The 23539-nt window shown below is 71.7% G+C and carries 20 protein-coding genes and 3 tRNA genes; 15 read left to right on the plus strand and 8 right to left on the minus strand.

Features of this window, described 5'->3' with window-relative positions; translation table 11 throughout:
* Window positions 1-95: 95 nt before the first annotated feature.
* Both NI17_RS00005 and NI17_RS00010 read right to left on the minus strand, forming a co-directional pair.
* Window positions 96-452, minus strand: coding sequence for an antibiotic biosynthesis monooxygenase family protein (locus NI17_RS00005; protein ID WP_068687624.1), 357 nt, complete (start codon window positions 450-452; stop codon window positions 96-98).
* Window positions 453-723: 271 nt separating this feature from the next.
* Complete coding sequence (locus tag NI17_RS00010) at window positions 724-2529, minus strand: glycoside hydrolase family 6 protein (RefSeq protein ID WP_119267886.1); 1806 nt, start codon at window positions 2527-2529, stop codon at window positions 724-726.
* A gap of 585 nt (window positions 2530-3114) precedes the next feature.
* On the opposite strand from NI17_RS00010, the gene NI17_RS00015 reads away from it, so the two are divergent.
* Complete coding sequence (locus NI17_RS00015; protein WP_068687625.1) at window positions 3115-3912, plus strand: fumarylacetoacetate hydrolase family protein; 798 nt, start codon at window positions 3115-3117, stop codon at window positions 3910-3912.
* 226 nt (window positions 3913-4138) lie between these two features.
* Here the strand turns inward: NI17_RS00015 and NI17_RS00020 are convergent, their stop codons facing one another.
* The gene (locus tag NI17_RS00020) at window positions 4139-5452 is read right to left on the minus strand and encodes a DUF418 domain-containing protein (protein WP_068687626.1); all 1314 of its coding nucleotides are present in this window, start codon (window positions 5450-5452) and stop codon (window positions 4139-4141) included.
* A gap of 256 nt (window positions 5453-5708) precedes the next feature.
* Between NI17_RS00020 and NI17_RS00025 the strand changes: the two genes are divergently transcribed.
* The 6 genes from NI17_RS00025 to NI17_RS00050 all read left to right on the plus strand — a co-directional run bounded on the left by NI17_RS00025 (window position 5709) and on the right by NI17_RS00050 (window position 9914).
* On the plus strand, window positions 5709-6701 hold the full coding sequence (locus tag NI17_RS00025; RefSeq protein WP_119267887.1) for a TetR/AcrR family transcriptional regulator C-terminal domain-containing protein: 993 nt from the start codon (window positions 5709-5711) through the stop codon (window positions 6699-6701).
* Between the two features lie 9 nt (window positions 6702-6710).
* A complete protein-coding gene (gene gltX / locus NI17_RS00030) occupies window positions 6711-8144 on the plus strand; it encodes a glutamate--tRNA ligase (protein WP_084012334.1) in 1434 nt (477 codons plus the stop codon).
* 132 nt (window positions 8145-8276) lie between these two features.
* Window positions 8277-8348, plus strand: a tRNA-Gln gene (locus tag NI17_RS00035).
* A gap of 62 nt (window positions 8349-8410) precedes the next feature.
* Window positions 8411-8483 (plus strand) — tRNA-Glu (locus NI17_RS00040).
* Between the two features lie 95 nt (window positions 8484-8578).
* Window positions 8579-8654, plus strand: a tRNA-Glu gene (locus NI17_RS00045).
* A gap of 138 nt (window positions 8655-8792) precedes the next feature.
* Window positions 8793-9914, plus strand: coding sequence for a PQQ-dependent sugar dehydrogenase (locus NI17_RS00050; protein ID WP_068687629.1), 1122 nt, complete (start codon window positions 8793-8795; stop codon window positions 9912-9914).
* Between the two features lie 153 nt (window positions 9915-10067).
* Here NI17_RS00050 and NI17_RS00055 read toward each other — a convergent pair whose 3' ends face one another.
* Window positions 10068-10742, minus strand: coding sequence for an IclR family transcriptional regulator (locus NI17_RS00055; RefSeq protein ID WP_068687944.1), 675 nt, complete (start codon window positions 10740-10742; stop codon window positions 10068-10070).
* A gap of 204 nt (window positions 10743-10946) precedes the next feature.
* Between NI17_RS00055 and leuC the strand changes: the two genes are divergently transcribed.
* The 4 genes from leuC (at window position 10947) to NI17_RS00070 (ending at window position 13567) form a co-directional block, all read left to right on the plus strand.
* Entirely contained in the window at window positions 10947-12344 is a 1398-nt protein-coding gene (gene leuC, locus NI17_RS00060) for a 3-isopropylmalate dehydratase large subunit (RefSeq protein WP_068687630.1), read from the plus strand.
* Window positions 12345-12372: 28 nt separating this feature from the next.
* A complete protein-coding gene (leuD, locus tag NI17_RS00065; protein ID WP_068687631.1) occupies window positions 12373-12960 on the plus strand; it encodes a 3-isopropylmalate dehydratase small subunit in 588 nt (195 codons plus the stop codon).
* The gene (locus NI17_RS24785) at window positions 12939-13208 is read left to right on the plus strand and encodes an SCO5555 family protein (protein ID WP_455569263.1); all 270 of its coding nucleotides are present in this window, start codon (window positions 12939-12941) and stop codon (window positions 13206-13208) included. Before leuD ends, NI17_RS24785 begins: the two co-directional genes overlap by 22 nt.
* A gap of 77 nt (window positions 13209-13285) precedes the next feature.
* Window positions 13286-13567, plus strand: a complete 282-nt coding sequence (locus NI17_RS00070) for an HU family DNA-binding protein (RefSeq protein ID WP_068687632.1) — start codon at window positions 13286-13288, stop codon at window positions 13565-13567.
* 71 nt (window positions 13568-13638) lie between these two features.
* Here the strand turns inward: NI17_RS00070 and cofC are convergent, their stop codons facing one another.
* Window positions 13639-14256: a 2-phospho-L-lactate guanylyltransferase gene (gene cofC, locus NI17_RS00075; RefSeq protein WP_068687945.1), complete on the minus strand. Its 618-nt coding sequence runs from the start codon at window positions 14254-14256 to the stop codon at window positions 13639-13641.
* 212 nt (window positions 14257-14468) lie between these two features.
* Between cofC and NI17_RS00080 the strand changes: the two genes are divergently transcribed.
* The 4 genes from NI17_RS00080 to NI17_RS00095 all read left to right on the plus strand — a co-directional run bounded on the left by NI17_RS00080 (window position 14469) and on the right by NI17_RS00095 (window position 18802).
* Window positions 14469-15221 carry a lysophospholipid acyltransferase family protein gene (locus NI17_RS00080; RefSeq protein ID WP_068687633.1) on the plus strand — a complete coding sequence of 251 codons (753 nt, stop codon included), beginning with the start codon at window positions 14469-14471 and terminating at the stop codon, window positions 15219-15221.
* Window positions 15218-16228 (plus strand): NAD(P)H-dependent glycerol-3-phosphate dehydrogenase, encoded by a 1011-nt coding sequence (locus NI17_RS00085; protein WP_068687634.1) that lies wholly within the window; start codon window positions 15218-15220, stop codon window positions 16226-16228. The genes NI17_RS00080 and NI17_RS00085 overlap by 4 nt, the downstream gene beginning before the upstream one ends.
* A gap of 166 nt (window positions 16229-16394) precedes the next feature.
* Entirely contained in the window at window positions 16395-17615 is a 1221-nt protein-coding gene (locus NI17_RS00090; protein WP_068687635.1) for a trans-sulfuration enzyme family protein, read from the plus strand.
* A gap of 65 nt (window positions 17616-17680) precedes the next feature.
* A complete protein-coding gene (locus NI17_RS00095) occupies window positions 17681-18802 on the plus strand; it encodes a D-alanine--D-alanine ligase family protein (protein ID WP_068687946.1) in 1122 nt (373 codons plus the stop codon).
* A 71-nt stretch (window positions 18803-18873) separates the two neighbouring features.
* Here NI17_RS00095 and NI17_RS00100 read toward each other — a convergent pair whose 3' ends face one another.
* From NI17_RS00100 to cydD, 3 genes are all read right to left on the minus strand, one after another.
* Window positions 18874-19668 carry an EI24 domain-containing protein gene (locus NI17_RS00100; RefSeq protein ID WP_068687636.1) on the minus strand — a complete coding sequence of 265 codons (795 nt, stop codon included), beginning with the start codon at window positions 19666-19668 and terminating at the stop codon, window positions 18874-18876.
* Between the two features lie 292 nt (window positions 19669-19960).
* A complete protein-coding gene (gene cydC / locus NI17_RS00105) occupies window positions 19961-21691 on the minus strand; it encodes a thiol reductant ABC exporter subunit CydC (protein WP_234401597.1) in 1731 nt (576 codons plus the stop codon).
* 41 nt (window positions 21692-21732) lie between these two features.
* A complete protein-coding gene (gene cydD, locus NI17_RS00110) occupies window positions 21733-23529 on the minus strand; it encodes a thiol reductant ABC exporter subunit CydD (RefSeq protein ID WP_068687638.1) in 1797 nt (598 codons plus the stop codon).
* Window positions 23530-23539: the final 10 nt, after the last annotated feature.

The raw sequence follows: 23539 nt of genomic DNA on the forward strand, positions 1-23539 counted from the left end.
ATCATTCCATCATCGCAGATCAGAGGGGTGCGGGGGAGGAAGCGGGGAGAAGGGGAACAGGTCCCCGGCATGGGACCGAGGACCGGGAGAGACGTCTAGTCCTGGGCGCGAACCTGCTGGACCACCTCGAAGCCCCAGAGTTCGCTGCCGGTCGCGGCCGGTCCGCCCTGGCCGTGGCCGTGGCCGTGGCCGCCCTGCCGGGACTCCTCGGCCGCCTGGGCGTGCCCCTGTTGGAAGGACTGGCTGTTCAGCCAGTTCCGGAAGTCCTCCTCGGAACGCCAGCGCGTGTAGACCAGGTACTTGTCGGTGCCCTCGACAGGCCGCAGCAACTGGAACTCCTCGAAGCCGGGCTGGTTCTCCACCAGACCCGCGCGCTTGGCGAAGCGCTCCTCCAGGGTGGCGCCGGCGCCGGGCGGCACCGTCAGAACGTTGAATTTCACCACACTGGCCATGTGTCACCTTTCATCGACGGTGGGTCGAACTCCGGCCCAACCTAATGCAGGGCTGGGGGAGGACCGTTTCAGGGCGGGCCTTCTCGGCGTTTCCGTGCGGCGCGCGCGGTGTCCGACATCACCGGAACGCGGCGGCCCGCGTCCGTGGCTGCGGGACGCGGGCCGAGACGAGGCGGCGCCCGCCCACCGCGACGGTGGACGGGCGCCTTCTCCGGTTTCCGGTGTCGCTGTCAGTGCCCGAGGGGACTGTCAGCCCGCGCCTGGCTCCTCGTTACAGAGGGGGGTAGGCGTTGGCCAGCAGCTCCTGGAACTGGGCGGAGAACCAGTGGCCGGAGATGGGCGCGTTGGGCAGCGCACCCGAGGGGCTGTTGCCGTTGCGGGCGTTGCCCCCGTAGGCCGGGTCGCACATCTCGTCGAAGCCCTTGCCCTCGTCGTTCTCGATGTACTCGCTCGCACCGTCGGACTCGCCCGGAGGCTTGGCCCAGACGTAGGCGTCGATACCGGGCTCGGGGGCCGCGGTGGGACGCTCGCCCAGACCCGCGCCGGCCTGGTTGCACCAGTTGCCGGGGTTGAAGCGGCGGTCGATGCGGCTCTCTTCGACGTAGGTGTTCAGGTCGGTCGCCGAGGAGGGGCCGGTGGGCCGCTCGGGGCCGCCCCAGCCGTTGCGGGAGGTGTCGATCAGCATGCCGATGTCGGAGTTGAAGCCGACCGAGACCAGTTCCTGGCGCAGGTCCTGCGCGAAGGACAGCTCGTCGACGTACTGGTTCCAGTCGACCCAGTCGGACTGGCGGATCATCTGGCCGTTGACGGTGCCGTTGACGTCCAGGTACGGCTCCTCCAGGGCGGAGTAGTTGGCCGTGTTGGCGATGAAGCCGTGCACGTCGTCCACGGTGGCGCCGGAGGCGTTGGCGGCCTCGTAGAAGATCTCGGCGGAGGGACCGAAGTTGGTGTCCCAGCCGATCCAGCCGTGGTGGGCGGCGTCAACGTAGTTGTAGGCGTTGGGGATGTCGCCCAGGGTGGCCAGCGCGTAGCCGACGCCGTTGACGTAGTTGCCGTTGGCCTTCATCTGGTCGCACAGCTCGGTGCCACCAGCGTTGTCAGTGGTGTTGGTGACCAGGTTGGGCAGCGAGTCGATCTCGATGATGTTGACGATGCGCAGGTTGTCGTACTGCGCGTAGTCACTCATGATGTCGGCGATCGGGTCGATGTACTCGTTCTTGTACCGGTCGATCTCTTCCGGTCCGAGTTCACCGTTGGAGGCCAGCGCGGCGCAGTCGCGGCCCGGCAGGTTGTAGATGACCACCTGGATGACCAGCGGGTCGCCGTCGGCCTGGGCGACGGCCTCGTCGAGGTGGTCGCGCAGACCCATGGAGCCGGTGGTGGCGCTGTCGTTGCCCTCGATGGCGCCGATGCGGTCCAGCCAGACGGCGGTGGACTCGTTGGCGACCGCGGAACCGCCGGGCTCGGCGGCGGCCTTGGCCGACCACACCGGGTTCACGTAGCCCTGGGCGCCCACGAACGGGTTGTCGACGCGCTCACCGGGGTCGGTGGGCGGGTCGGTCGGGTCGGTCGGCGGGTCGGTCGGGTCGGTCGGCGGGTCGGTCGGGTCGGTCGGCGGGTCGGTCGGGTCGGTCGGCGGGTCGGGGTCGACGGAGCCGTCGCAGGTCACACCGTTCAGGCTGAACGAGGTGGGGATGTCGTTGCTGCCCGAGTAGGAGCCGTTGAAGCCGAAGTTGACGGTGCCGCCCTCACCGACGGAGCCGTTGTACGGGGCGTTGTCAACCGAGACGTGCTGGCCGGACTGGCTGTAGGAGCCGTTCCACAGGTTCGTCACCTGCTGGTTGCCGGGGAAGTCCCACTCCAGCGTCCAGTTGCTGAGCGCGCTGCCCAGGTTGGTGATGGTCACACTGGCGGTGAAGCCGCTGCCCCAGGAGTTGACCTGGTAGTCCACCGAACAACCAGCGGCGTTGGCCGGAGCGGCGAGCGCCACCATCGAGGCGCCGAGCGCCAGGCTGGAGGCGGTTGCGAAGCCGCGCCTCAGCCACGAACGCCGGTTCGTGGCACGAACTTTACTCATCTTGGTGTCTTCCTTGGTTGGAGGATGTTCTCGCGTAGAGGGGGAGCAGTCGGGAGAACCGGACGCGACAGCGTTCGGGCGACTGGTCGGCGATGCGCACGCGGACAGTCGGGCGTCCCGGAGGGGCGCGGGGGATGCGAAGCACTGTTGCCTCCGACAGGTGAGCGGGGATCGGGGCGGGGGATTGGGTCTGCTCGGGATGGCCAGGGATAGGGACCGTATATGGGAGCGCTCCCATATACGGATCGGAAGGAGGGTCGAACCGTATGTCACATATGAGCGTTGTCCGTGACGCCGTTCACGATGCTGTGTGACGGGCGACACGGGAGCGCTCCCAAAAGAGAGTAGCCATTCCATGACAAGATGTAAACACTCCGTTAAGTGGGATTATGTGGCCGCGGACCGAGGACGGACCGTGTCGGGCCTGTCTCTCCCCGTCGCGGACCCGGTCTCCGCGGGTGTGGGATGCAGAAGTGGACAAAAAGGAAAACGGACAGCACTGGATCGTGGAGTCAATGGTCCGAAAACGGGGAATCGATAGCCTGACGTGAACCAACCGCACCTGAAGGATTGAGAGGGAATCCCGTGCGCATCGCGAGGTTCTCGGCCGGTGACGAGGTCGGTTTCGGCCTGGTCGACACCGACGACGGGGGCAACCGGTTCGTCTCCCGGCTCAAGGGGCACCCGCTGCTGGGACAGATCCAGCTCACCGGGGAGCGCGCCAAGCTCGAGGACGTGCGACTGCTGTCCCCGGTACTGCCCACCAAGGTCGTGTGCATCGGCAAGAACTACGCCGAGCACGTCGCGGAGATGGCGGACATCACCGGCGGGAGCACGGCGGAGCCGGTGGTCTTTCTCAAGCCTTCGAGCGCCGTGGTCGGCCCCAACGACCCGGTCTTCTATCCGGCGCTCTCCTCGCGGGTGGACTACGAGGGCGAACTGGCCGTGGTCATCGGCCGACTCTGCCGTGAGGTTCCCGCCGAGCGGGTCAAGGACGTCGTCTTCGGCTACACCGTCGGCAACGACGTCACCGCCCGCGACCTGCAGCAGACCGACAAGCAGTGGACCCGAGCCAAGGGCTTCGACTCCTTCTGCCCGCTCGGCCCGTGGATCGAGACCGGCCTGAGTCTGGAGGAGGCGGCGGACCTGCGCATCACCACCACCGTGGACGGCGAGGTCCGCCAGGACGCCAGCACCGCCCAGATGATCCACGGCATTCCCGAACTCGTCGCCTACGTGAGTTCGTTCATGACGCTGCTGCCCGGCGACGTCATCCTCACCGGCACCCCCGCCGGAGTCGGCCCGGTCGAGGTGGGCCAGCACATGACGGTGGCGGTCGAACGGATCGGCGAACTGACCAACCGGGTGGTCACCCGCGACTGACCGTCGGCGGTCCTGACGCGAGGAGGACGGGACCGCGGAGGAGATCCCGTCCCGGGGCAGCCGGAGGCGTTCGTGTTCGTGGGCTCCTCGTCCGCCACGGGGCGAAGGAGAGCCTGTCCGCCCGGCCCCGGGTGAACAGCCGTGCCCCGGTCACCAGCCGCACGGTCGAGGCCCGTGCCGCCGCCCCACCGGGCGGCGGCACGGGCCTCGACCGGAGGGCCCGGCCCTACCGGCGCGCCGGGGTCCGGTAGGCGAGCCTGCGCAGCAGCACCTCGGCGGGGCCGCGCTGTCCTGCGCGTTCCTGCAGGTAAGCGAGGACGACGGTGGCGAGCCAGACGCCGACGGCGTAGAGGGCCATGGTGGCGCTGTGCAGATGGGCGCCCAGGCCGAAGCCCCAGGCGGCCAGGACGGGGGCGCACAGCACGGACTGGGCGAGGTAGCTGGACAGGGAGCGCTTGCCGACGGCGGTGAGGGCGGTGACGGCGGGTCCGGTGGCGGCGCGGCGGCTCAGCCGGTGGGAGATGAGGCCGAACAGGGCGACGTAGCCCACCCCGGTGGCCAGCCCGGTCGCCGAGGCGACGGAGAGCAGTGCCTCGCCCACCGCCTGCGGAAGGTCGAGAAGCCCGAGGTGGTGCAGGGCGTGGAGCAGGCCGCCGAGCCAGCCCAGGGGGATGCCGACGAAGGCGACGGTGCGCAGCAGCCCCAGGTGGCTGCCGGGCTCCTCCAGGATGCGGCGGCGGGCCGCCCAGAAGGCCAGCAGCAGCGCGGTCGGGATGGTCAGGGTCAGCAGTCCCTGCGCCACCACCAGGAAGAGCCAGGGCACGACGCGCAGCACGACCGAGGTGAGGTAGTCCTCCTCGGAGTTGAGCGCGGGCGAGGGGAACAGCAGGCCGGAGGCGGGGTCCGGGGAGGTCGCCGTGGTGGCCGCCTCCGGAGCCACGAGCGCTCCCAGCAGGGCCAGCGCCGTCACGGCCGTGAGCAGACCGGCGAGGACCGTGGCCCAGACGAGGAGGGTGCGGTCGGCGCGGCGCAGGAAGAGCCAGCCGAAGACCAGGCCGACGAAGCCGTAGGCGCCCAGGATGTCGCCGAACCACAGCAGGGCGGCGTGCACGAAGCCGAAGACGAGCAGCCACAGGTTGCGGCGGCGCAGCAGGGCGCGCACGTCCTTCTCAGTGGCTCCGGCGGCGCGCTGGCGGTTCCACATCTGCACCATGCCGTAGCCGAACAGGAAGGCGAACATGGGGTAGGTGCGCCCGTCCACCACGGTGATCAGGACGCCCTGCACGATCCGGTCGGCCGCCGAACCGTCGAGCGGATGGGCGACCAGGCCGGAGGAGTCGACCGCCCACAGGTACCAGACGGTGTTGGCGAGCGCGATCAGCAGCAGCATGAAACCGCGCGCCAGGTCCGGGGCCAGAGCGCGCTCGCCCGAACGGACCGGGCCGCGGATCCGGGCCGCGACGGATGCCGCCTGCTGGTTGTGTACGTCGGTAACACCGTTGTCCGGCGACGGATCTCCAGGGCGGTCGGGTCTGGTCATGGTTCACCTTCTCGAGCCGGGCGGAGTGGGTCCCCGCTGTGCCGCCTTTGAGTGTATGTGATAAACAGGGCGGTAAGTACCCATTTTTCTCGGAGCTTCTGCTGTCCCGGTGTCCTAGGGCACCCGAGGATGCGGGATGCCTGCGGTGAAGGTGCGGAAGACGGGCGCGAAGGTGCGGCGACACGGCCCCGGTGTCCGCCGTGTCGCCTAATGCACTAGTACACTGGCGGCACTTCGGAGGTGTTGGGAGGACCTCGTGAACCATTCCGCCAGCCGCCGGGAGCCGCCCTACGCGCGGATCGCGGCCGACATTCGCTCACGTATCGAGTCCGGCGAACTCCGCCCGGGAGACCGGGTACCCTCCACCCGCGAGATCACCCGCCGCTGGGGGGTCGCGATGGCCACGGCCACCAAGGCCCTCACCGCACTGCGCAACGAGGGGCTGATCCGCGCGCTGCCCGGTGTCGGCAGCGTCGTGCAGGGGCCGCCCGTCCCCCCGCGTCCCCGGGGACCGGAACAGACCGAAACCCCCCGACGCCCCCGCCCCCGGGGAACGGAGACCGGGCTCAACCACGCGGCGATCGTGCGCGCGGCGGTCTCCGTCGCCGACGCCGAGGGCATCCAGGGGCTGTCCATGCGCAGGGTGGCCACCGAACTCGGCGTCAGCACCATGGCCCTGTACCGGTACGTCTCCGCCAAGGACGACCTCGTCCTGCTCATGGCCGACGCCGTGTTCACCGAGCACTCCCTGCCCGATCCCCCGGAGGACTGGCGCGACGGACTGGAACTGGCCGCGCGCCAGCACTGGGAGATGTTCCGGAGGCACCCGTGGATGGCCCGGGTGGTGTCACTGCCGCGCCCGCTGCTCACCCCGGGCACGATCGCCCACACCGACTGGATGGTGCGGCTGCTCACCTCGCGCGGGCACGACCCGTCGACCGCCCTGTACGCGGTCGTCTCCGTGACCGGCTACGTCATGGGCATGGCCTGCCAGCTCGGCCTCGACATCGAGGAGGAGAACGAGACCGGCGTCAGCGCGCGGGACTGGTGGGACTCCCAGGAAGAGCACCTCTCGCGGTTCGAGGAGAGCGGCCGCTACGCGGCGCTCTTCGCGGCCCCCGACCCGCCCGACATCGACATCGCCTTCGAGTTCGGGCTGCTGCGCCTGCTCGACGGGCTGCGGGGCTTCCTCGAAGCGGAGACGGCGGGCGATCCGCCGCGCACCACCCGGAGCGGTCCGCCCCGATAGGCTGAATCCGTGACTGACAAGGCTATTCGCACCCGCTTCGCGCCCTCCCCGACGGGGATGTTCCACGTCGGCGGCGCACGCTCGGCGCTGTTCAACTGGGCGCTCGCCCTGCAACAGCCGGACGGCAGGTTCGTGCTGCGGATCGAGGACACCGACGCCGCGCGCAACCGGCCCGAGTGGACCGAGGGCATCCTGCGCGCCCTGTCCGCTCTCGGCATCGACGAGCGGGACCCGCACTTCGAGGGCCCCTACTTCCAGTCGTCCTACGCCGACAAGCACCGCGAGGTCGCCGAGACGCTGTACAAGAACGGCCGGGCCTACTACTGCGACTGCACCCGCGAACAGGTGCAGGAGCGCCGCGGCAACCCCCACCTCGGCTACGACGGGTTCTGCCGCGACCGGGGACTGGAGCCGGGGCCGGGCCGGGCGCTGCGCTTCCGGGTGCCCGACGGCGGTCCCACCGTGGTCGACGACCGGATCCGGGGACGGGTCGAGTTCGAGCACAGCGCGATCGAGGACTTCGTGATCGCGCGCGCCGACGGCTCGCCGCTGTTCGTGCTGGCCAACGTGGTCGACGACGTCGAGATGGACATCACGCACGTCGTGCGCGGAGAGGAGCACCTGTCCAACACCCCCAAGCAGCAGTTGCTGTGGGAGGCGCTGGGCCGCACCCCTCCGGTCTGGGCGCACCTGCCGGTGATCGTGAACGAGAAGCGGCAGAAGCTGTCCAAGCGCCGGGACAAGGTCGCCCTGGAGGACTACCTGGCCGAGGGGTTCCTGCCCGAGGCGATGGTCAACTACCTGATGCTGCTCGGCTGGGGGCCCGGCGAGGACCGCGAGATCATGCCGTTCGCCGAGATGGTGCCGCTGTTCCGGTTGGAGGACGTCAACAGTTCCAGCGCCTTCTTCGACGAGAAGAAGCTGCGCGCGTTCAACGGCGAGTACATCCGCGCGCTCGGCGTGACCGAGTTCGTCGAGCGCTGCGCGCCGTGGCTGGGGTCGGAGACCGCCCCGTGGCCGGCGGAGAACTTCGACGCGGAGGCGTTCGAGGCCGTCGCGCCGCTGGCGCAGAGCCGGGTGGCGGTGCTCAGCGAGATCGTGGCCTACGTCGACTTCCTCTTCCTGGACCGGCCGGTCGAGGACGAGAAGAGCTGGAACAAGGCCATGAAGCCGGGGGTGGGCGAGGAGATGCTCACCGCCGCCCTGGAGCGCTTCTCCGATCCGGACCTGGAGTGGCGGGCCGAGCCGCTCAAGGCGGCCCTGGAGGAGGTCGCCGCGGCCCAGGGGCTCAAGCTCGGCAAGGCCCAGGCCCCGGTGCGGGTCGCGGTCACCGGGCGCACGGTGGGGCTGCCGCTGTTCGAGTCACTGGAGCTGCTCGGCCGGGGGCGCGTCCAGGAGCGGCTGCGCGCCGCTCTGTCCAGGCTCAGGGCCGTCGGCGAATGACCGGAAGCGGGGCGGCGCGCCGCCCCGCTTCCGCCGGGCGGCAATCCGTTCGCGAGCACGCCGGATGTCCGCTAGAGTTATGCCTGCGCCCAGGGGAGCGGTTCCCAAGACGGACCGGTCTCCGGTGAGCACTGGGGTATGGTGTAATTGGCAGCACGACTGATTCTGGTTCAGTTAGTCTAGGTTCGAGTCCTGGTACCCCAGCGGTGGTCCTCCTCGGAAGCCATCCGTGTCGAACCTCCACCACGACTTCTCAGTCGTCCACGGCCCCCGTCGTCTAGCGGCCCAGGACGCCGCCCTCTCAAGGCGGTAACGCCGGTTCAAATCCGGTCGGGGGTACTCACGGAAAGAGACTCCCCTCCGTGTGGGGGTTTCTTCCGGGATCGGGACACGGCTCCCGCCGGACTCCGGTAGGGTTGTCCCGAACGTCTCAGGCCCCCGTCGTCTAGCGGCCCAGGACGCCGCCCTCTCAAGGCGGTAACGCCGGTTCAAATCCGGTCGGGGGTACCACACGACGCCCCGCCTCGTTCGAGGCGGGGCGTCTGCTGTTTCCGCCGTCGCGCTGCTGTGGCGGGTGTGAGTGTTCGTCGAACGGGCAGACGACGAACGACGGCACTCCCCGAACTCCCGCGAGGCGTGAGAGACACCATGGGCGGACGATGGATATCGGTGGCCGCGGCGACGCTGCTGCTGGCCGCGGGTTGCGCGGACGGAGCCGACCGGACGGGCGGCCCCGCGACTCCGGCACCGGCGGACACCCCGGAGGAGGCCGCGTCACCGGGGCAGCCCCCGCGGCCCGGCGAGGTGGACGTCGTCGCCACCGGGCTGAGCGTTCCCTGGGCGGTCGCGTTCCTGCCCGACGGCGCGGCGCTGGTGTCCGAACGGGATTCCGGGCGCGTCGTCCGGGTCGGGTCCGACGGCGCCGTGACCGAGGTCGGAACGGTCGACGGGGTGGTGCCCGGAGGCGAGGGCGGTCTGATGGGACTCGCGGTCTCCCCCTCCTTCGAGGAGGACTCGCTGGTCTACGCCTACTTCACCGCCGAGTCCGACAACCGGATCGTCCGCATGACCTACGACCCCGCCGACGGCTTCGGGGAGGCGGAGGTGATCGTGGACGGTATTCCCAAGGCGGGCAACCACAACGGCGGGCGGATCGAGTTCGGTCCCGACGGGACGCTGTACGCGGGAACCGGTGACGCGGGACGGGAGGACCTCGCCCAGGACACCGACTCCCTGGCGGGCAAGATCCTGCGGATGACCCCCGACGGCGAACCGGTCGAGGACGCCCCCTTCGGCAACCTCGTCCACAGCTACGGGCACCGCAACGTGCAGGGCCTGGCCTGGGACGTCGACGGGCGGATGTATGCCACCGAGTTCGGCCAGAACGCCTTCGACGAGGTCAACGTGATCGAGGCGGGCAACAACTACGGCTGGCCGGAGGTCGAGGGAACCGGGGGCGAGTCGGAGTACGTCGACCCGGTGGTCACCTGGACCCCCGACGAGGCGTCTCCCAGCGGGGCGGCGATCGCGGGCGGCGCGCTGTGGGCGGCGGCGCTGCGCGGGGAGCGCCTGTGGCAGGTGCCGCTGACCGGCGACGCCGGCGACCCGGTCCGCTCCCCCGACGACTTCCTCGTCGAGGACTACGGCCGCCTGCGCGCGGTCGAGGTCGAACCGGGGGAGCGGGCACTCTGGATCACCACCAGCAACCGCGACGGCCGGGGCTCTCCCGCCTCGGAGGACGACCGGGTGCTGCGGATTCCCCTGGAGTAGGGGGAGGTCTCTCCAGGCGGCCTCGGCTCCCTGGAGCGGAGGTCTCAACCCTCCCCTCGGGCCGCGGTCCCCGGGGCTTCCCCGTCCCCGAGCTTCCCGGCACCGGTCTCACGACCCCCGGGCCGGCTCGGAGCCGGACCCTCGGGCCTCCTCCTAGACGCTGCGCAGGGCCTCGCTGATCTTCTCCGCGGCGGACACCACCGCGGACGCGTGCAGGCGGCCGGGGGAGCGGGTGAGGCGCTCCAGCGGACCGGAGACCGAGATCGCGGCGATGATGCGTCCGCCCGGGGCGGTGACCGGCGCCGAGACCGAGGCCACCCCCGGCTCGCGCTCGCCCACGCTCTGGGCCCACCGGCGGCGGCGCACCTGGGACAGGGTCGCGGCGGTGAAGTGCGCGCCGCGCAGGGCGCGGCGGATACGCTCGGAGTCCTCCCACGCCAGCAGGATCTGGGCGGCCGACCCCGCGTTCATGGGCAGTTCGCTGCCCACCGGAACGGTGTCGCGCAGGCCGCTGGCGCGCTCGGCCGCGGCCACGCACACCCGGACTTCGCCCTGGCGGCGGTACAGCTGCGCGCTCTCCCCGGTGAGGTCGCGCAGTTGGACGAGCACCGGGTTGGCGATGGCCAGCAGCCGGTCCTCGCCGGTGGCGATGGACAACTCGTTGAGCCGGGGCCCCAGGACGAACCGTCCCTGGCTGTCGCGGGCGACCATGCGGTGCCGCTCCAACGCGACCGCCAGCCGGTGCGCGGTGGGCCGGGCCAGACCGGTGATCCGCACCAGCTGCGCCAGCGAGGCGGGACCGGACTCCAGCGCGTCGAGGACCGACATCGTCTTGTCCAGCACACCGACGCCGCTGGATGGGCTAGAGTTGTCCATGGCTTGATATTGCCGTCTCGCTATTTGGAATGCAAATCCGCCAGCCCGTACGTGCGGACAGCGTAGGGAGGATTTCCGCGCCGGTCGCCGATGGGACCTGCGCGTGGTGGCGAGAACTCCACGACAACACCGTCGAGACGCGAGGAGGCGTCGCACATGGCCCGCACGATGGCCGAAAAGGTCTGGGAGGAGCACGTCGTCAGGCGAGCTGAGGGCGAACCCGACCTGCTCTACATCGACCTGCACCTGGTGCACGAGGTGACCAGCCCCCAGGCGTTCGAGGGACTGCGCCTGGCCGACCGGACGCTGCGCCGCCCGGACCTCACCATCGCCACCGAGGACCACAACGTCCCCACCGAGAACATCTTCCTGCCGATCGCCGACCCGGTGTCGCGCACCCAGGTCGAGACCCTGCGCAAGAACGCCTCCGACTTCGGGGTGCGCCTGCACCAGATGGGCGACATCGACCAGGGCATCGTGCACGTCATCGGCCCCCAGTTGGGTCTCACCCAGCCGGGCATGACCATCGTCTGCGGCGACAGCCACACCAGCACGCACGGCGCGTTCGGCGCGCTGGCCTTCGGCATCGGCACCAGCCAGGTCGAGCACGTCATGGCCACCCAGACCCTGCCGCTGACGCCCTTCAGGACCATGGCCGTCAACGTCTCCGGAACCCTCAAGCCGGGCGTGACCGCCAAGGACATCATCCTCGCGGTGATCGCCAAGATCGGCACCGGCGGCGGTCAGGGCTACGTCATCGAGTACCGGGGCGAGGCCATCCGCTCGCTGTCGATGGAAGCCCGCATGACCATCTGCAACATGTCGATCGAGGCGGGCGCCCGCGCCGGGATGATCGCTCCCGACCAGACCACCTTCGACTACATCAAGGGCCGCCCGCACGCCCCCGAGGGCGAACTGTGGGACCGGGCCGTCGAGTACTGGAAGAGCCTCGTCACCGACGAGGACGCCACCTTCGACCACGAGGTCTTCCTCGACGCCGACGAGCTCAGCCCGTTCGTCACCTGGGGCACCAACCCCGGCCAGGGCGCTCCGCTGGACTCCGCGGTGCCCGACCCGGCCTCCTTCACCGACCCCACCGAGCGCGCCGCCGCCGAGAAGGCGCTGGCCTACATGGACCTGGCCCCGGGCACCCCGCTGCGCGAGGTCAGGGTCGACACCGTCTTCGTCGGCTCGTGCACCAACGGCCGGATCGAGGACCTGCGCGCCGCCGCCGAGGTCATCCGGGGCCGCAGGGTCGCCGACGACGTGCGCATGCTGGTCGTCCCCGGCTCGCAGCGGGTCAAGGAGCAGGCCGCGGCCGAGGGCCTGGACGAGGTCTTCAAGGCCGCCGGGGCCGAATGGCGCGAGGCGGGCTGCTCGATGTGCCTGGGCATGAACCCCGACACGCTCAGTCCCGGCGAGCGCAGCGCCTCCACCTCCAACCGCAACTTCGAGGGACGACAGGGCAAGGGCGGCCGCACCCACCTGGTGTCGCCGCTGGTCGCCGCCGCCACAGCGGTGCGCGGAACGCTGTCCTCGCCCGCCGACCTGTAGCCCGCCCGCGACTTCCTAGGACATCGACATGGAGAAGTTCACCGTCCACACCGGCCGCGCCGTGCCGCTGCGCTACAGCAACGTGGACACCGACCAGATCATCCCCGCCGTCTACCTGAAGCGGGTCAGCCGCACCGGTTTCGAGGACGGCCTGTTCGCCGCCTGGCGCGCCGACCCCGACTTCGTGCTGAACAAGCCCGAGTACTCCGGCGGCACCGTCCTGATCGCCGGTCCCGACTTCGGCACCGGCTCCTCCCGCGAGCACGCGGTGTGGGCCCTGCAGAACTACGGGTTCAAGGCCGTGCTGTCCTCCCGCTTCGCCGACATCTTCCGCGGCAACTCCCTCAAGGGGGGGCTGCTGACGGTCGTGCTGCCGCAGCCGGTCATCGAGCAGTTGTGGACGATGGTGGAGGCCGACCCCGCCACCGAGATCACGGTCGACCTGGTGGAGCGCCAGGTGCGGGCCGGTGAGCTCGTCGAGCCGTTCGAGCTGGACGACTACACCCGGTGGCGGCTCATGGAGGGCCTCGACGACATCGACCTGACGCTGCGCCACACCGACGCCATCACCGAGTACGAGAAGCGCCGCAAGCCGTGGCTGCCGGTCACCCAGTAGATCCGCAGGAAGCCGATGAGACCCCGGAATCCGCGGCGGAGCGGGAGTTTTACCGAGATTTGGCGAAGCGGCTCAAAGAAGCCCACAGCCGCGCCAACGCACTTCCCGAATCTGTCCGAATTCCGGCGATTCGTAGGCTTTTGATGGTGACAGAGCGTGTCAAACGAGACCCGGTCCAGGCGTCGGAGCGCCTGGACCGCATGCTCGTCGAGCTGGCCGAAGCGGCCGAGAAAGCCCCGACACGCTGATGTGACAGGCGTTTGTGTTTGTGTCCGACCCCCGGTTTCCCCTAGTTTCAAGCGAGCAAGGGGGAACCGGAGGAACCATGAACAAGCGTGATCTGATCGACGCGATTTCGGGGCGGCTGGGAGACAAGAAGACCGCCACCGAAGCCGTCAACGCCGTGCTGGACACGATCCAGCAGACCGTCGCCAAGGGCGACAAGGTGGCCATCACCGGGTTCGGGGTTTTCGAGAAGGCCGAACGTGCGGCCCGCACCGCCCGTAACCCCTCGACCGGAGCCACCATCAACGTCCCCGCGAGCTTCGTTCCGAAGTTCCGTCCCGGCGCTGATTTCAAAGCCCTGGTGAACAGCGACGAGAAGTAACGACGTCCGACCGTACCCGCTGCCCGGGATCCGCCACAGGACCCCGGGCAGCGGCATGCCGGGAGCGTCTCTCACCCGCCGACCGGCGCCACCCCGAGGTCGGCCAGCAGCACGGCGGTGTGCGGACCCACCCCCAGCTCCGCTGCGGCCCGCAGGTCGTCGGGGGTGTCCACATCGCGGCGGACCGTGGGCACGCCGTCCAGTTCGATCTCCACCGCACCGCGCTCCCGGTGCCGCAGCCGCGACCACCCCTCGAACGCCGGCGCGAACACCGCGTCCGGCGCCGCGCTGTACAGCGTGGTCCCCACGCCCACGGCGTCGGCGAGGAAAGCGTTGGGATGCGCCGCCGCCGCGGCCAGCACCCGGGCGAGTTCGGCCGCGCGCAACGCCGGGAGATCGGCCGAGAGCGCGCACACCCCCGCCCCCGGGACCTCCAGGCGGGCGCGGTGCGCACCGTGCGTCAGCGCGGCGTTGAGCCCCGTACCGGGCTCCCCGGTGACCACGTGCGCGCCGAGGCGCCCCAGAACCGGAGCGGCCGTCTCGTCCTCGGTGACCGCGAAGACCGCCCGCACCCCGGGGGTGGCCACCGCGACGCGCACGGTGTCGCAGGCCAGGGCCAGCGCCAACTCCCCCCGCCGGGCTCCCGCGAACCCGGCCAGCCGGGACTTGGCGGCGGCGAGCCGTTTCACCGGTACCACCACGGACCAGCGCCGACGTGTACGTTCAGCGTCCACCATCCCCCCACCTGGCCTGACCCGGAAACCGGTAGAAGAGAGTATGTCCCAGCCGCACCGGCCGGGAACGCAAACCTTCCCGCAGGACCGACAATGGAATGCCGAAAGGTCACGTGAACACCCGCGACGGCGGGGCGTCGGCACGTCAACCGATCAGAGGAGTCCACATGAAACGCCGCGAGTCGCGCTGGCTGAAGGCGGTCGCCGTCACCGTCATACGCCCGGTCATCTCCCTCATCACCAGGCCCACCTGGCGGGGCCAGGAGAACATCCCCCGCGAGGGCGGAGTGATCATCGCGGCCAACCACCTGTCGATGGCCGACCCGCTGACGATCGCGCACTTCCTGTACGTCGCCGGACGCCGCTGGCCGACGTTCACCGCGAAGGAGGGCGTCTTCCGCATCCCCGTCGTGGGCCCGGCGGTGCGCAGACTCGGTCAGATCCCCGTCCACCGGGGCAGCAGCGACGCGGTCAAGGCCCTGCACGAGGCCGAGAAGGCACTGGCCGAGCACGGCGCGGCGGTGATCATCTACCCCGAGGGCACCTGCACCCGCGACCCCGACCTGTGGCCGATGGTCGCCAAGACCGGGGTGGCCCGGCTCGCGCTGCGCACCGGGGTCCCGGTGATCCCGGTCGGCCACTGGGGAGAGCAGCACATCCTGCCCTACGGCAGCAAGAAGCCCCGGCTCTTCCCCCGCACACCCGTCGAGGTCGTCGCCGGTCCGCCGGTGGACCTGTCCGCCTACCGCGACCAGCCGCTGACCGCGACCACCCTGCGCGCGGCGACCGCCGACATCATGGCGGCCATCACCGGGCTCCAGGCGCGCATCCGCGGCGAGCAGCCGCCGCTCGAACCCTACGACCCCAAGCAGGCGCGCAGGCAGGAACTGGAGCGGGGCGGCAGCGAGGACACGAAGTGACGAAGGTGGCGGTGCTCGGCAGCGGATCGTGGGGGACGGCCTTCGCGAACGTGGTGGCCGACGCGGGAGCCGCCGAGGTGGTGCTGTGGGGCAGGCGCGCGTCGGTGGCCGAGGCGGTCAACACCCGGCACGAGAATCCGGACTACCTGCCGGGGATCGCCCTCAACCCGCGGCTGCGCGCCACCGACGACGTCGCGGAGGCTCTCGAGGACGCCGGGTTCGTGGTCATCGCGGTGCCCGCGCAGACACTGCGCGGCAACCTGTCCCGGTGGGCGCCGCTGGTGCCGCGCGACGCCGTCGTCGTCAGCCTGATGAAGGGCATCGAGGTCGGCACGTCCCGCCGGATGAGCGAGGTCGTCGCCGAGGTGCTCGACCTGCCCGCCCCCCGCGTCGCGGTGCTGTCCGGACCCAACCTGGCGCGGGAGATCGCCGAACGGCAGCCCGCCACCGCCGTGGTCGCCTGCACCGACGAGGAGACGGCCACCCGCCTGCAGCACATCTGCAAGTCCGGCTACTTCCGCCCCTACACCAACACCGACGTGATCGGCGTGGAGTTGGGCGGGGCGGTCAAGAACGTCATCGCGCTGGCCGTGGGCGTGGCCGTGGGCATGGGCTTCGGCGACAACGCCAAGGCCGCCCTGATCACCCGGGGGCTGGCCGAGACCGTGCGCCTGGCGGTCGCGCTCGGCGCCGACGAGCACACCCTCGCCGGGCTCGCCGGGCTCGGCGACCTGGTGGCCACGTGCAGTTCGCCGCTCTCCCGCAACCGCACCTTCGGGGAGCGCCTGGGCGCGGGCAGGACCCTGGAGGAGGTCGTCGCCGAGACCAGGCAGACGGCCGAGGGGGTCAAGTCCTCCGAGTCGGTCCTGGCCCTGGCCCGCGCCAACGGGGTGGACATGCCCATCACCGAGGCCGTCGTGGCGATGATGTACCACGGCCTGCCACCCGCCGAGGCACTGCTGGCGTTCATGTCCCGCAGCGCCAAACCCGAACGCTACGGGGTCTGACCCCCGCCGCCACCGGCGAGCCGCGCCGAGCAGGAGAGGAGCGCGGCTCCCGGCGGCGCCCTACCCCACCGGGGCCTCCCGCGGCACCGGGGTGTTCCGCGCCACCCGTCCGCCGCCCCCGCCGGACGGACGGCACAATGGGGAGGGTCTTGGCAAGGGGGCACGAATGGCACAGCAGTACGGCGAGCACACCCGGGCGGTCCGCACCTCCACCGTCGCGCCGGAGGCGGGCGCCCCGGTGCGCGTCCCGGTGTACCGCACCACCACGTACGCGTTCGAGACGTCGCAGGACTACGCCGACGCGCTGGACCGCGGCGACGGCTACTCCTACGCGCGCATCGACGCGCCCAACAGCGAGGCGTTCGCCTCGGCGGTGGCGGAGCTGGAGGGAGCCCGGCTGGACCACGAGGTGCGCGGTCAGGCGTTCGCCTCTGGCATGGCCGCCATCAGCACCGCCCTGCTGGCCCTGACCCGTGCCGGGGCGCACGTGGTGGCCTCCCGGGCGATCTACGGCAACACCCACAGCCTGCTGGACGGCCTGCTGCGCCGGTTCGGCGTGGAGACCGACTTCGTGGACATCACCGACGTCGACGCGGTGCGCGCGGCGGTGCGCCCCGACACCGCGCTCGTCTTCACCGAGACGCTGTCCAACCCCGGCATGCTCGTCTCCGACCTGCCCGCCCTGGCCGCGGCCGCCCACGAGGCCGACGCACTGCTCGTGGTGGACTCCACCTTCGCCTCGCCCGCCGTGTGCCGCCCGCTGGAGCACGGAGCCGACGTGGTGCTGCACTCGGCGACCAAGTACCTGGGCGGGCACTCCGACGCGACCGGGGGAGTGGTCGTGGCCCGCCCCGACCTGGCGGACCGCATCCGCTCCGCCCGCATCGACCTGGGGCCGTGCCTGGCCGCGGACGAGGCGTTCCTGCTGCACCGGGGACTGGAGACGCTGCCGCTGCGCATGGCCCGCCAGTGCGCGACGGCCGCCGAGTTCGCCGCCGCGGTGCTGCGGCACCCGGCCGTGGCCCGCGTCGACCACCCGAGCCTGCCCGACCACCAGGGGCACGAACTGGCCCGGAAGCTGTTCGACACCGGTCCCGAGGGCACCCGCTGCGGCGCGGTGGTCACGGTCACCCCGCGCGGCGGCCGGGAGGCCGGGACGGCATTCGCCGACGGACTGCGGTTGGCGACCATCGCAGCCTCGCTGGGCGGCACGCACACGCTCGTCGGGCACGTGGCCTCCACCTCGCACCGCCAACTGTCGGACGAGGCGCTGCGCGCCGCGGGGATCGCCCCGGGCGCCGTGCGGTTCTCCATCGGTCTGGAGGACCCGGCGGACCTGATCGCCGACGCGCTGCGCGCCCTGGATGAATCGCCCGTCAAGGAGTGACAAATCCCGTGTTTCGTCGGTCGTGACTGTTGTCAGGTTTGCGGTGGGGCGAGATAAGGTCATGCATCATGTCTGAGCAGCAAAAGATCCGGGTCGCCGTCGTTTTCGGCGGGCGCAGTTCCGAGCACGAGATCTCCTGCGTCACCGCGGGAAGCGTGATGTCCGCCATCGACACCGACCGCTACGAGGTCGTGCCCATCGGGATCACCCGAGGCGGCGACTGGAGGGTGGTCACCGCCGATCCGGGCGAGTTGGCGATCGTCGACGGCAGGCTGCCCAGCGTGTCCGACTCCGGCGACGGACTGGCCCTGGCCCTCGACACCCCCGCCACTTTCCTGGAGGTCGCTCCCGACGCCGTGCCGCGGCTGGTGGGGCGGGTGGACGTCGTCCTGCCGCTGCTGCACGGCCCCTTCGGGGAGGACGGCACCATCCAGGGGCTGCTGGAGATGGTCGGGGTGCGCTACGCGGGGGCGGGGGTCTTCGCCAGCGCGGCCTCCATGGACAAGGTGTTCATGAAGGCGCTGCTCACCGGCCAGGGACTGAAGACCGGCCCGTACCTGGCGGTCGGCGACCGGGCGTGGGCCACCGATCGCAAGCACGTTCTGGACAACGTCGCCGCGCTCGGTGACGTGGTCTTCGTCAAGCCCGCGCGCGCCGGGTCCAGCATGGGCATCAGCCGGGTGCCCGACGCCACCGACGCCGAAGCGGTGGCCGCGGCGATCGAGGCCGCGCGCCTCCACGACCCCAAGGTCATCGTCGAGGCGGGCATCCGGGGGCGCGAGATCGAGTGCGGTGTGCTGGAGGGGCTCGACGGCCGCGCGCCCGACGTGTCGCTCCCCGCCGAGATCCACGTCGCGGAGGGGCACGACTTCTACGACTTCGAGGCCAAGTACCTGTCCACCGGCAGCAGCCTCAGCATCCCGGCGGACCTGCCCGACGAGGTGACCCGGCGGGTGCGCCGCCTGGCCGCCGAGGCCTTCGACGCGCTGGGCTGCGAGGGGCTGGCCCGGGTGGACTTCTTCTACGGCGACGACGGCGAGGTCTACGTCAACGAGGTCAACACCATGCCGGGGTTCACGCCGTCCTCCGCGTTCCCGCAGATGTGGGCGGCCACCGGCCTGGACTACCCGGCCCTGGTGGACCGGTTGGTCCGCACCGCCCTCAACCGCCGCACCGGCCTGCGCTGAGGCCGCACGCCGAAGCCCCGGTACCACGGTGACCGTGGCTTCCGGGGCTCGTGGACGCGTCCCGTCCGGGATCAGTAACCCGGGTGACCGGGGTGGTTCGGGTGGTCGGGCCGGGGCGGCGGGGGAACCAGGCCACGGGCCAGGATGGTGCCGCCCGCCGTGGCCGCCGGGAACACCAGGACCGCCACGAACGGGATCGACAGCAGCAGGAACGACGGGACCGCGAAGCCCAGTGAGCGCAGCCGTCGCCGCCGCAGCCCGGCGAACCGGTCCCGCAGCCGTTGCAGGCCGCGCCGTTCGAACGCCGCGCCGACCAGTTCCGCGCCCAGCAGCCAGCCGCCGACCAGTGCCGAGACCGCCGGCACGACCGTCTGTCCCACGAACGGGATGAACCCGGCGACGAACAGCGGGATCGCCGTGGCGACGGAGATGAGGATCAGCGTCACCGACTGGCGCAGCGCGCGCGTGAGGGACGGCAGCAGCGGCTCGTCCGGGGCCTCGGGCGCGTCGCCCAGCTCCTCCTCGACCTCCTCGGCGATCTTGTCGTACAGCGGGGAGCCGAGAGCGAGGGTGATCGTGGTGAAGCCGATGACCATGAGCAGCACGGACGCGGCGACGAGCGCGATGCCGACGACCACCCGCAGGGTGGTCGCCCAGCCCTCGGCCCAGCCGTCGGCGAACGGCGTCATCCAGGCGACGATGTCGTCGATCCGCGCGAGCAGCGCGACCAGGACGACCAGGAACAGGATGGAGGTGATGAGGGGAGGCAGGGCTCCCAGGAAGAACAGCTTGGGGCGCCGCAGGACCATGCCGAATCCGCGAAGCAGCGCGCCGACACCGGTGAGGATCTCGCGCAGAAAGGTCACCAGGTGACGATAGCGCCGGATCGGGACCTCGGTTCCGGTACGGGCGGGACAAGAAGGGGAATGCGGCTGATATGCGCAGAAACGCTACGGGCGGTGACGGCGGAGACTGTGGCCGTGACGGCTCAGACAGCACGGAGGCGCGCCTGGACTCGGCGCCAAGGGCGCCTCGACCAGGCGCGGCCAGCCCCTGGGAACCCGCCCCGGACGCCGGGGGGAATGCCCCGCCCCCCGCTTTCCCTGCCCGAGCCCGCGCCCACCGCAGAACCGAACACTCAAACCCCAGTGAGACCGCTCACCGCACCGCCCGCAGGCCGCCCCTCGGCGGGTCGGGCAGGCCGTGGGCGCCGCGGTACCAGCCCTTCTCGGCCAGCAGGTCGGCGTGGGAGCCGTGCTGCACCACCCGGCCGTCGACGATCACGTAGATCTCGTCCATCTGCTCCAGGCGCGCCAGGTCGTGGGTGATGAGCAGGGTGGAGTAGCCCTCGGAGGCCGCCAGCAGGTCGTCGAGGACCGCGTCGCGGGTGTCGGGGTCCAGGTGCGTGGTGGGCTCGTCCAGCACCAGGACGCGGGGGTGCGCCAGCAGCGCCCGCGTCAGCGCCAGACGGCGGCGCATCCCGCCGCTGAGCCGCGCGCCGTGCGCGCCCACCTCGGTGTCCAGCCCGTCCGGCATGGTCGTGCGCACGTCCTCGGCCAGCCGCGCCCGCTCCAGCGCCGCCCACAGGTCGGCGTCGTCGGCGTCGGGCCGCGCCAGCCGCAGGTTCTCCCGCAGGGTGCTGGCGAAGATGTGCGGGTCCTGCGGCACCCCGCTGACGATCCGCCGCACCTCGTCGGCCGGGTGGTCGGTGATGTCGGCGCCGCCCAGCTCCACCGTCCCCTCGTCGGGGTCGCGGAAGCGGAACAGCACCGACGCCAGCGTGCTCTTGCCCGAACCGCTCGGCCCGAGCACGGCGATCCGCCGCCCCGGCGCCAGGTCGAGGTCCACCCCGTCCAGCGCCCACGGCTCCTCGGGGCCGTAGCGCACCCGGAGCCCGCGCACCCGCAGCGCCGCGGCGCCGTCGGGCAGCCTCCGCTCCGTGTCGGCGCCGCGCACCGCGGGTTCGGTGTCCAGCACGTCGAACAGGCGGGTCCCGGCGGAGCGGATCGCCCCCAGCCGGGCCGCCACCGCGGGCAGCGGGGACACGATCTCGAACGCCGCGAGCGCGGTCAGCACGAGCACCGCCAGCGGGATCGCGCCCAGCACGCCGTCCGCCACCGCGGCCACGCCCAACAGCAGGACGGCCCACACCGTCACCCCGGCGACCAGCGCGCTCGCCCCCGAGCCCAGTCCCAGGACCGCGGCGTCGCGGCGGGCCATCCGGGTCAGCTCGGCGTCGGCGCGCTCCACCCGGCGCACGGCCCGTTCCATGGCCCCGTAGGCGACGAGGTCCGGCGCGCCGTAGAGGGTGTCGACCAGGGCGCTGGACAGCTCTCCGCGGGCGGCGGCCTGGCGGCGGCCCGGCCCCCGGCCCAGCGCGGCGGCGAACAGCGGAAGGGCCAGCCCGCCCAGCAGCAGCCCCGCGGCCAGCAGCAGGCCGCCCGGCGCGAACAGCGCCGTGCACACCGCCACCACCGCGCCCCCGGCGACCACGGCGACCAGGGGCGGGGTGAGGCCGCGCAGCAGCAGGTCCTGGGCGGAGTCGGTGTCGTTGACCAGCCGCGACACCAGGTCGCCGGAGCGGAACCGGCGGATCGGCTCGCTTCGGGCCAGCCGCTCGTAGACCCGCACCCGCACGTCGGCGAGGGTGCGGAACGCCGCGTCGTGGGTGACCAGGCGCTCCAGGTAGCGGCTGACACCGCGGGTCACGCCCAACGCGCGGGTGGCGACCACCGCCACGCTGAGCGCGGTGAGCGGCGGGTGGGTGGCGGCGGTGGCCAGCAGCCACGCGGACACGCCCAGCAGGCCCACGCCCGCGCCGGTGGTCAGCGCGCCCAGCAGCACGCCGAGCGCGAACCGGGTGCCGCGCGGACGAGCCAGCGCCACCATCCGCAGCAGCGGCCGGTCCGTCCGGTTCGGTGACGAAGAACTCACAGCAGGGCTCCGATCCGACCGCCGTTGATGTGCGCGGTCTCGTCGACCAGTTCCGACCATCCGGTGTCGTGCGCGACGATGATCCCGGTGCGGCCCTCCAGCAGGCGGGCGACGGCGCGGCGCACCGCGGCGGCGTTGTCGGGGTCGAGGTGCGCGGTGGGTTCGTCCAGCAGCACGATCGGCGCGTCCCGCAGGAAGGCGCGGGCCAGGGCGATGCGCTGCCGCTGCCCGGCGGACAGCCGCGTGCCGCGTTCGCCCAGCCGGGTCCCGTACCCCTGGGGCAGGGTGGAGACGAAGTCGTGGGCCTCGGCGAGTTCGGCGGCGCGCCGCACCTCGGCGACGCTCGCCTCGGGGCGGCCCAGCCGGATGTTGTCCATGACGGTGTCGTCGAACAGGTAGGGGTGCTGGGGGACCCAGGCGATCAGCTCCCGCCACCGGTCGGCGGGGATGTGGGAGAGGGGTGCGCCTCCCGTTCCGCTGGGCCGTTCCACCAGGATCTCGCCCCCGGTGGGCTCGGCGAAGCGCAGCAGCAGCGCCAGCAGGGAGCTCTTGCCCGAACCGCTGGGACCGGTCAGCAGCAGTCTGCGGCCGGGGCGGACCACCAGGGACACCTGCGACAGCGCCGGGACGGTGCGCCCGGGGTAGGTCAGCGACACCCGTTCCAGGCGGATCCGGGGTGCGGCGCAGCCGTCGAGGCAGGGGCGCACCAGGGCGCGGGAGTCCGGTCGCGGTCGGCGGTCCGGTTGCCCGCCCTGCCGGTCGGTCCGCTCGTCCAGCACAGCGAAGACCTGTTCGGCCGCGGCGACCCCCTCCATGCTGGCGTGGAACCGGGCGCCGACCTCACGCAGCGGCAGGTACGCCTCTGGAGCGAGGATCAGCACCAGCAGCGCGGTCTGGTAGTCGACCATCCCGTACATCAGGCGCAGGCCGATCTCGACGGCCACCAGCGCCACCGCGATCGTGGCCAGCAGTTCCAGGACGAGCGCGGACAGGAACGCGACCCGCAGGGTGCCCATGGTGGCGTGCCGGTGCTCGTCGGTGATCCGGCGGATGATGGCGGCCTGGGCCTTGGCGCGGCGGAAGACTGCGAGGGTGGGCAGTCCCTCCACCACGTCCAGGAAGTGGCCGCCCAGCCGGTTCAGCAGCCGCCACTGGCGCTGGGTGCGGGCCTGGGTGTGCCAGCCGACCAGTGCCATGAAGACCGGAATGAGGGGGATGGTCAGGGCGATGACGAGGGCCGAGATCCAGTCGGCCCGGGCCACCACGGCGAGTACGGCGAGGGGAACGAGCACCGCGAGCACCAGTTGCGGGAGATACCGGGCGAAGTAGTCATCCAGCGCGTCCAGGCCACGGGTGGCGAGTGTGGCCAGTTCACCGGCGCGCGGGGTGCTCCTCCCCTCGCCGTCGGGACCGGTCTGCCCTGACAACCAGACCGGTCCGCCGTCCGGCTCGCCCGGGGGCGGTTCGGGGGAGCCGGGCACCGCGACGCCGGTCACATGGGCGATCAGGCGGCGGCGCAGCTGCGATTTGGCCCGGGCCGCCGAGTGCAGGGCGGCGGCCTCGGAGCCGTAGGACAGTGCCGCCCGAACCAGGGCGACCGCCGCGACCGCGGTGATCGCCCAGGACAGTTCGGCGATCCCCTCGCCCTCCGCCGCGCCGGAGATGACGCGGGCGAGCAGCCACGCCTGGGCCAGGACCAGCGCGGTCACGGCCACGCCGCAGACCACGGTCACGGCGAGGTGGACGCGGACCGCGCCGGCGGTGCGCACCAGCCGGGGGTCGAGGGGTTTCATGCGGCACTTC

Source organism: Thermobifida halotolerans (genome assembly GCF_003574835.2).
GTDB classification, from domain to species: domain Bacteria; phylum Actinomycetota; class Actinomycetes; order Streptosporangiales; family Streptosporangiaceae; genus Thermobifida; species Thermobifida halotolerans.

What these genes read in the sequence shown, in the direction of transcription:
- NI17_RS00005 (WP_068687624.1), bottom strand. Translation starts at nt 452, where the DNA reads ATGGCCAGTGTGGTGAAATTCAACGTTCTGACGGTGCCGCCCGGCGCC.
- NI17_RS00010 (WP_119267886.1), bottom strand. Translation starts at nt 2,529, where the DNA reads ATGAGTAAAGTTCGTGCCACGAACCGGCGTTCGTGGCTGAGGCGCGGC.
- NI17_RS00020 (WP_068687626.1), bottom strand. Translation starts at nt 5,452, where the DNA reads ATGACCAGACCCGACCGCCCTGGAGATCCGTCGCCGGACAACGGTGTT.
- NI17_RS00050 (WP_068687629.1), top strand. Translation starts at nt 8,793, where the DNA reads ATGGGCGGACGATGGATATCGGTGGCCGCGGCGACGCTGCTGCTGGCC.
- NI17_RS00055 (WP_068687944.1), bottom strand. Translation starts at nt 10,742, where the DNA reads ATGTCGGTCCTCGACGCGCTGGAGTCCGGTCCCGCCTCGCTGGCGCAG.
- leuC (WP_068687630.1), top strand. Translation starts at nt 10,947, where the DNA reads ATGGCCCGCACGATGGCCGAAAAGGTCTGGGAGGAGCACGTCGTCAGG.
- leuD (WP_068687631.1), top strand. Translation starts at nt 12,373, where the DNA reads ATGGAGAAGTTCACCGTCCACACCGGCCGCGCCGTGCCGCTGCGCTAC.
- NI17_RS00070 (WP_068687632.1), top strand. Translation starts at nt 13,286, where the DNA reads ATGAACAAGCGTGATCTGATCGACGCGATTTCGGGGCGGCTGGGAGAC.
- NI17_RS00080 (WP_068687633.1), top strand. Translation starts at nt 14,469, where the DNA reads ATGAAACGCCGCGAGTCGCGCTGGCTGAAGGCGGTCGCCGTCACCGTC.
- NI17_RS00090 (WP_068687635.1), top strand. Translation starts at nt 16,395, where the DNA reads ATGGCACAGCAGTACGGCGAGCACACCCGGGCGGTCCGCACCTCCACC.
- cydC (WP_234401597.1), bottom strand. Translation starts at nt 21,691, where the DNA reads ATGGTGGCGCTGGCTCGTCCGCGCGGCACCCGGTTCGCGCTCGGCGTG.
- cydD (WP_068687638.1), bottom strand. Translation starts at nt 23,529, where the DNA reads ATGAAACCCCTCGACCCCCGGCTGGTGCGCACCGCCGGCGCGGTCCGC.